The sequence below is a fragment of the Eubacterium multiforme genome (genome assembly GCF_030813415.1).
Taxonomy (GTDB): domain Bacteria; phylum Bacillota; class Clostridia; order Clostridiales; family Clostridiaceae; genus Clostridium; species Clostridium multiforme.
On sequence record NZ_JAUSUF010000022.1, the window covers coordinates 19583 to 28065 of the forward strand.

General features: G+C 26.1%; 7 protein-coding genes, 2 tRNA genes, 1 rRNA gene and 1 other annotated feature. Of the genes, 1 reads left to right on the plus strand and 9 read right to left on the minus strand.

Annotation, left to right across the window (positions count from 1 at the left end):
- Positions 1-47: 47 nt before the first annotated feature.
- Positions 48-2621 carry a YfhO family protein gene (locus J2S18_RS15900; RefSeq protein WP_307488315.1) on the minus strand — a complete coding sequence of 858 codons (2574 nt, stop codon included), beginning with the start codon at positions 2619-2621 and terminating at the stop codon, positions 48-50.
- 224 nt (positions 2622-2845) lie between these two features.
- Between J2S18_RS15900 and J2S18_RS15905 the strand changes: the two genes are divergently transcribed.
- A complete protein-coding gene (locus tag J2S18_RS15905; protein WP_307488317.1) occupies positions 2846-3655 on the plus strand; it encodes a Cof-type HAD-IIB family hydrolase in 810 nt (269 codons plus the stop codon).
- Positions 3656-3741: 86 nt separating this feature from the next.
- Here J2S18_RS15905 and serS read toward each other — a convergent pair whose 3' ends face one another.
- The 8 genes from serS to rrf form a co-directional block, all read right to left on the minus strand.
- On the minus strand, positions 3742-5016 hold the full coding sequence (serS, locus tag J2S18_RS15910; RefSeq protein ID WP_307488318.1) for a serine--tRNA ligase: 1275 nt from the start codon (positions 5014-5016) through the stop codon (positions 3742-3744).
- A 72-nt stretch (positions 5017-5088) separates the two neighbouring features.
- Positions 5089-5295: a binding site (T-box leader), on the minus strand.
- 69 nt (positions 5296-5364) lie between these two features.
- Positions 5365-5598: a DUF1667 domain-containing protein gene (locus tag J2S18_RS15915; RefSeq protein ID WP_307488321.1), complete on the minus strand. Its 234-nt coding sequence runs from the start codon at positions 5596-5598 to the stop codon at positions 5365-5367.
- A 17-nt stretch (positions 5599-5615) separates the two neighbouring features.
- The gene (locus tag J2S18_RS15920) at positions 5616-7019 is read right to left on the minus strand and encodes an NAD(P)/FAD-dependent oxidoreductase (RefSeq protein ID WP_307488323.1); all 1404 of its coding nucleotides are present in this window, start codon (positions 7017-7019) and stop codon (positions 5616-5618) included.
- Positions 7020-7054: 35 nt separating this feature from the next.
- On the minus strand, positions 7055-7567 hold the full coding sequence (locus J2S18_RS15925) for a transcription repressor NadR (RefSeq protein WP_307488324.1): 513 nt from the start codon (positions 7565-7567) through the stop codon (positions 7055-7057).
- A 26-nt stretch (positions 7568-7593) separates the two neighbouring features.
- Positions 7594-8109, minus strand: a complete 516-nt coding sequence (locus tag J2S18_RS15930) for an HDIG domain-containing metalloprotein (protein WP_307488325.1) — start codon at positions 8107-8109, stop codon at positions 7594-7596.
- Positions 8110-8225: 116 nt separating this feature from the next.
- A tRNA-Ala gene (locus J2S18_RS15935) sits at positions 8226-8301 on the minus strand.
- Between the two features lie 4 nt (positions 8302-8305).
- Positions 8306-8382, minus strand: a tRNA-Ile gene (locus J2S18_RS15940).
- A 6-nt stretch (positions 8383-8388) separates the two neighbouring features.
- A 5S ribosomal RNA gene (gene rrf / locus J2S18_RS15945) occupies positions 8389-8483 on the minus strand; the annotation flags it as partial.

Genomic DNA, 8483 nt, shown 5'->3' on the forward strand with positions numbered 1-8483 from the left:
AGGCTAGATCTATATAAAAATATAACTTTTAGATTAGCCCTTAAACTCTATTTATATTTTCTATTATAAATACATATTATTAATATTATACATATTGATAATAAAGTTAATGTACTACCTAAATATAACCCACTAGGAATATATTTAAACTCTAAAATATGTTTTCCTACCTTTGGAATATTTATACCCATTAATGAATTCATTAACTTAATTGTCTCAACCTTTTCTCCATCTAACGTGACTTTCCATCCTTCATCATATGGTATAGTTGTATATAAAATACTTTTGGATTTTGTAGAAGTTACATTACCTTTAATAAAATTACTTTTATACTCCATTATATTAAATTTATTTTTAGAAAGATTACTAAATGCCTCTTCAAATTTCTTTAAATCCAAATTCTCTAAATATATATTTGATAAATTAAATTTATTATCTTTTAATTTTATTTTTAATTCTAATGGGGCATAATGCTCATATCTTCCTAATGGAACAACTTTATAATTACCTTTTGAAATACTACTAATTTTTTTATTATTAATAAAAATATCTGCACCTTTTATGTAGTCTGTTTCTAAAAACACATACAAAGGATCATTATTCGGAGCATTAAATCTTATAATTATTTCTCCTTCTTTATTTTTATTAACTTTATAATATTCATTATAATTATCAGTCTTTATTAAGTTTAAATTCTTTAAACTAACATTATAATCTTTAATTTTTAAATACATTTTACTATCTATATTATTATTCATAGACTTTATTAATTCATTCTGAAAATCAAATGGATTTTTATAATATTTAAAATCTAATATATTATTGCTAACCATAAAACCTAAAGGCAAAACATATTCATTTAAATAAACATTCATATCCTTATACTTATATAAAAATTTATATGTATCATTATATTTATCTTTATTCTCATCCTTTACAATTATATATTTTACCCCTAATAATGAATTAGCTATTACTGTAGATCCATCATCATAAGCATACCAGATATTATTTTGATTAAATCCCATACTTTTCATAAAATTACTAATATAAACCTTATATACAGAACTAAAATGACTTAATCCATTATAATTTAATAACATAGGATCATTATTATTATATTTAAATGTCTTACCTATCCTATAAAAAGTATCATCATTATTCTTTATAAAATTTATTACACTTTCAGTATCATTAACATAATTAATAAAGCCACTTCTTGACTTAAATTTTATATCTTTAAGAATACTTGTTGAACTTATTCCTAATTCCAATATTGTTGTAATTAATAAACAGAAAACTACTGTATTCCTATAATTTGATTTTTTCTTAACTACTATAAATAAACAGTATAATGCACATAAAATAAGACTTATCATAATATTTAATATAGATAAATACTTATATTTTTCTCTTATCATTAAAGCTGAAATACCGCAAATACCCAAAAATAATATAGATATAATATTTTTATTTATATATTTAAAATTCAAATATGATTTATATGCTAGCATTATAATAAAAAAGCTAAATACAAAGGAATATCTATATGGAAATCCAACTGGCTTATTAAATCCATGCCATATATAGTCTATTTTATTAATATAAAAACTTACAAGTAAAATAAGTACAACAACAATAGAGCTACCTTTTTCAAACTTAGATATGCTTTTGTTAAATAAATATAATACTGCTAATAATGCAATAAATATTCCACAATATATATTAGGTAACCCCTTTAATATATCTCTATCCCCTAATCCACTAATATAAAACCTAGAAACTATATCAAAAAAGTTATAATTAACTCTAAAGGGCATAGTGAAAAACTCAAACTTAGCCTTTCCACCCATTAAAGCATAAATAGTAGGTACTATTACAACTGAACTTAAAAGTGCACTAATAACAGATGAAAAAGAAAACCTTAAAAATTTGCAAAAAAAATCTTTAAATTTCAGTTTATTTTTATTTAAATGTATAAATACCTTATATAAAAAATAAATTAAAGAAAAAATACATATTATAAATCCAATATAAAAATTAAATACTATTGATAAAGCCAATGTAATAATATACATTAATGATTTATTTTTATAAATAATATTTTCTATTCCTATTATAACAAGAGGAAGCATAGCCACCCCATCAAGCCACATTATGTTAGTTTGATAAACTATATTGTAAGACATAAGTGCATATGCTGTAGTGAATATTAATGTATAATATCCAAAATTTCTAAATGAATTCTTCAAAAATATAAAAAACGTAAGTCCGCAAAAACCTATCTTTAATAAAATAATTATAATAACAGCTTCTGTAATCATACTTTTAGGGAATAATATAAGCAGTATGTTTAATGGACTCATTAAATAATAGGTTTCTAGCCCAACCATTCCTCCACCTATTTCTTTTGAAAAAGAATATGCAAAACTCCCATTTCCTAAAATAGTATTTCTAAGTTCACTAAAATAACTTATATACTGCCCATCTAAATCTCTAAAAAGTATAGATTTATCTCCAGCAGGATATATTCCAATAAGCATATATACTAAAAACAAAATTATTATTGGAATAATAAATGATAATAAATATATACTACTATTCTTAGCCTTTGTTTGCATAAGCCTTAGCCTCCTAAACATACGTTAATATATAATTTGATATACCTTTTAAATTTATTTGTTAAAAGCTCTTATCATTGTGAACATACTAGTTTAAAATTTTCATTTTAATATAATTAATACTTTAAAGTTAAATTCTTATATAATAAATTTGATGTTATAATATTATTTATATTATAATTATTAAAAATTTTATATTAACTAATCATTACTAGGAGGCAATTATGAACTTATACATATCAGACTTAGACGGAACCCTTTTAAATAAAAATGCTGAACTTTCAGAGTATACTAAAACAAATTTAAATAAACTGTTGGATTCTAACTTAAACTTTTCTATTGCAACTGCTAGAACACCAGCTACAGTAGTTCCAATATTATCACCTTTAAATATTAATCTACCAATAGTTGTTATGAATGGAGCTGCTATATATGATCTAAAAAACAATAAATATTTATCATATAATAAAATCTCTTCAGATATAGTAGAAAAAATATCTCTTATCTTATCCCAAAATGAAACTACTTCATTCTCCTATACTATTTATGATAACCATATAAATGCATACTATACTAAATCTAACAATTATGTTCAGGAAAATTTTATAAATGCACATAATGGTGGTCCTTTTAAAACATTTATAGATGCTCCTCTACCTAAAGATTCTGATGTTTTATACTTTTTCTTAATGGATAATAAAGAAACTATTTTAAATATAGAAAAAGAAATTAAAAATATTGAAGGAATATATTATGTTGCATATGAGGATATTTATAATAGAGATTTATATAATTTAGAAATTTACAGTTGTAAATCTTCAAAAGCAAATTCTATAAAGAAAATAATGGATGACTTAAATTTTGATAGATTAATTTCCTTTGGAGATAATTTAAATGATATTCCAATGTTTGAAATATCTGATGAATGTTATGCTGTACAAAATGCTTGTTCTAAATTAAAAGAGTTATCAACTTCAATTATTGATTCTAATGTAAATGATGGAGTTATTAAATATATAGAATCTACTTTATAAAAAAATACTGCCAGTAGCAAATTACAAAACTTACTACTGGCATATATTAATTTATAGCATAAATTTAAAACAATATTTAATTTGTATTATTTTATTACATCTACACCCATATATTTCTTTAATACTTCTGGAACTTCTACTGTTCCATCTTCATTTTGATAATTTTCAAGTATTGCTGCAACAGTTCTACCAACAGCTAAACCTGATCCATTTAATGTATGAACGAATTGAGGCTTACCCTTTCCATCTCTAAACTTAATGTTAGCTCTTCTTGCTTGGAAATCTTCAAAGTTTGAGCAGCTTGAAATTTCAACATATCTGTTATAACTTGGCATCCAAACTTCTAAGTCATACTTTAAAGCAGCTGTAAATCCTAAATCACCTTTACAGATTCTAACCTTTCTATATGGTAATCCTAATTCTTCTAAAACTTCTTCTGCATCTCTAGTTAACTTTTCTAACTCATCATATGAATCTTCTGGTCTTGAGAATTTAACTAACTCAACTTTATTAAATTGATGTTGTCTTATAAGTCCTCTAGTATCTCTACCTGCTGAACCAGCCTCTGCTCTAAAACAAGCTGAATAAGCTACATGCTTAATTGGAAGTTCTTCACCATTTAACACTTCATCTCTATACATATTAGTTACAGGAACCTCTGCTGTTGGTATTAAGAAGAATCCATTGTTTTCTACCTTAAAAGCATCCTCTTCAAATTTAGGTAATTGACCTGTACCTGTCATACTTGCTCTATTAACCATGTATGGAGGTAATATTTCTGTATAACCATGATCATTTGAATGTTTATCCATAAAGTAATTAAGAACTGATCTTTCAAGTCTTGCTCCTAATCCTTTATAGAATGTAAATCTTGAACCTGCAACTTTTCCGCCTCTTTCAGCATCAAGTATTCCAAGGTCTAATCCTAAATCCCAATGTGCTTTTGGTTCACCTTTAAATTCTCTTACATCTCCCCATCTTTTAATCTCAACATTATCTGCATCTGATTCTCCCTCTGGAACTTGTGGGTTTGGTATATTTGGTATTCTAAGCATTAAGTACTCTATTTTTTCATTAACATTTGCTAAATTAGCATCATGTTCTTTTATTTCATTTCCAAGTTCCTTCATCTCTGCCATTATTAGAGCTACATCTTCTCCAGCCTTTTTAAGCTTTGGAATTTCTGATGAAACTTGATTTCTTTTGCTCTTTAAAACTTCTACTTCTACAAGTATATTTCTTCTTTCTTCATCTAATTTAACTAATTCATCAATAGTAGATAAATCAAAGTCTTCTCCTCTATTAGTTAAAGCCTTTTTAATTTCTTCAGGATTATTTCTTATTCTTTTTAAATCCAACATATCTGTTTCCTCCTAAAATGTATTTATATCATTTAAATTTTTACATATAAAAAGAGCCTATATCCCTTAAATAAAAGGGACGAATAGACTCCGCGTTGCCACCCTAATTGATAAAAATAAAATTTTTATCCTCTTAATAGATTTAACGATTCTTCACCGTACTGCTTGTTTTCACAGTCCCTCAAAGGTAGATTCATATTAATTAGACTATCAGTTCACACCACACACTGACTCTCTTAAAGACTAAATTAAACTACTTATCCTTATCACCAGTTTAAAACTTACTATTTATGTTAACTCTAATATATACATTTAAAGCTTTCTTGTCAATATTCTATTTAATATTTATTATTCACTATCTATTCTTTTGCTGCAAACAATATCTATACCTGTATTTAATATATTTTTGCATATTATATCTCCAGTATTTATAGGTGTACTTGTATATATTCTACCTATAACCTTAGAAAATTCTCTCCACAAAGATATATCAACCTTATCACTACTCTTTACAGGTACAACCTTATGTTTAGCATCACCTTTTATTCTTACAACGCTAGTAAAGATATCCTTATTACTCAAAAAACCATCCTCCTAACTTAAACTTCATCAAATTCCTTTATTCTTCCTTCTAATATATTTGAATCCTTTGAATTTCTAACTATATCAATTGGTCTTCTATCCATCTCTCTTGCTAAAATATTTATTATTTTTCTTGCACAATAAGAACCATGACAGTTTCCATAACCTGCTCCCGTTCTTTTTTTAACACCTTCAAGTGTTCTAGCTCCAAGAGGTCTTCTTATACAGTCTACTATTTCACCTTCACTTACCTTATTACAAATGCAAACAATATTTCCATATCTTTTATCAAGTTTTATTATCTCATTTATTTCATCCCTATTTAAATCTCTAAACCTATAGAATTCTCTTCTCTTATCTATAAAATTTTTCTTAGGTGTTGCATTCATAATGTTAATTGTTGAATCCTTTATACTTTCTGCTATTGCAGGTGCAATTGTTATCTTTCCATAATGTTTACCTGTAACTCTTATATATCCATTATCAAGCTCACTATCATCAATAACCATTTCATCTTTTTTATATACTTCCCTTATCATTTCAGTTATATTCTCTTTACTAACATCTGGAATAATATATTTTCCAAAATATGCACCCTTATCTACATCTAGAATATCTGTATTTTTAACTCCAAGCATATTTCCACCATTAATCATAGGTGAATTTATAACGAAAGTTTGATCATCAATTACATTAACAATTATCTTTTTAGGATTATCCTTTACCTTATCCTCAGTTAAAAAATAATTCATTTTCTTTTGTATAACATTATCTATAACATTTTCTTTAACCTTATTATTGTCTACATATATTTCATCAGGAATTGTATTTATAACTATCCTACATTTAAATTTATTTTTATTTGTAGTTACATCAAATCCTTTAGTTATTTTACTTATATTAAAAACTTCTTCTTCTAATCTAAAGTTTACTCCGTTATCAGCTGCTACCTCTGCATATGTAATTGATAAATCATATGGTGCAATTATAGCTGTATTTTTTGAATATAAAGCCTTTCTAATATCAACCTTTAAATTAGGTTCTATTTGATCTACATCATCACCATCAATAAGCTTTACCCCTAATATACCTCTATTTTTTGCTTCAACATACATTTCTTCAAGTCTTATTTCTTGTTCTTCATTAGTTGCAATTCTAAGAGACCCTATCTTTTTATATGGTATCTTAAACTTTTCACAAGCCTCTTTAATAAGAACGCTTCCTATATTTTCAAGACCAGCCATAACTGCATTAGAAGTCTCAGACCCATCATATACAATGGCAGTATTAGCTACAGCAATATCATCTGCAACATCATATCCCTTCTCAATAACTGCTATATTAAGATTATATTTAGATAACTCATAGGCAACTGCGCAACCAACTATTCCAGCCCCTAATATTAATACATCATAATCCATATTGTCTAATATACCTCCATATCCTATAAATTATTTTAAGAAACTATAAAACCATTTTTCTTTAAATCTTGCTTTATTAACTCAATATCCTCTTCATTATCACATAAAATTGTATGCATATGAACTCCATTAGTTAATAAGGATAAAGGAAGTGGATTATTGATTTTGCATTTACTCATGAAATTATTTAAATCATTTAAATTTTTAATCATTAAAGTGGCTTTTATTTCTCCGTATATAGGATGCTCCACAATAACATCTTCTATAATTCCCCCATATTTGATAATTATCTCTAATTCCTCTCCTATTCTACTCTCATTATGATTTACTACAATTAATGATTTAACTTTATTTTCTTCTTTTACTATAATGTAACCATCAGGTGTAGAAACTATTTTATTTCCCTTAGCTCTTAATAATGCTATATCTTTAACTATTATTTGTCTCGTAACATTATATATTTTTGCAAATTCTATCCCTTTTATAGGAGTATTATTTCTATTATTTAATCTAAGTAAAATATCCTCTCGCCTCTTATTTGAATCCATAATACCTTATATCTCCTTTAATAGATTTAATTTTTATTATCACATTCCCTTATTATTTCAAGATATATATTCTCATCTTCCTTTGAAATTTTATGGGGATTTTGATGATGCTTTTTTATAACATCCAAAAACTCCTTATCATAATTATGTAAATTCTCTAATATTCTAACTCCTTTTATTGGATGATTATAATACACATCTACTTTTTTTATATTAGTATATTTTTTTAATTTGCCCTTTGTAAATTTATCTAGTAATACGATAACAGACTTATCTATAACATTTAAATATTTTGTTGTCTTACCTACATCATGAAGTAATGCTATTTTAGCTAGCTTATTCCTATTAATCTTTATATTCTCGCTATCTACCATTTTAATGGCATCATTACAAACCCTAATACAATGATGTTGTTCTGAATTATTTAATTTATTAAATAATTTTTGCTCATTATTATTTAAATATTTTTTTATTAATTTTATATCTACCTTTTTCCAACTTGAAGTAACATACCAATAAAATTGTTTAATTCTATAGTTCATATTAATTTCCTCAACAAATTTATTTCTTAATTAAATAATACCATTTACATAATATCTTATCAATTTTATATATAACAAAAAAAGCTATGAACTTTTGTTCATAGCTTTCCACCTTTTGGTGGAGGTAAGGAGATTCGAACTCCTGACCCCCTGCGTGCAAGGCAGGTGCTCTCCCAGCTGAGCTATACCCCCAAAATGGTGGACCTTCAGGGACTCGAACCCCGGACCTACCGGTTATGAGCCGGTTGCTCTAACCAACTGAGCTAAAGATCCAATTGGACCTGGCAACGTCCTACTCTCCCACACGGTCTCCCATGCAGTACCATCGGCGCTATAAAGCTTAACTTTCCTGTTCGGAATGGGAAGGAGTGTTT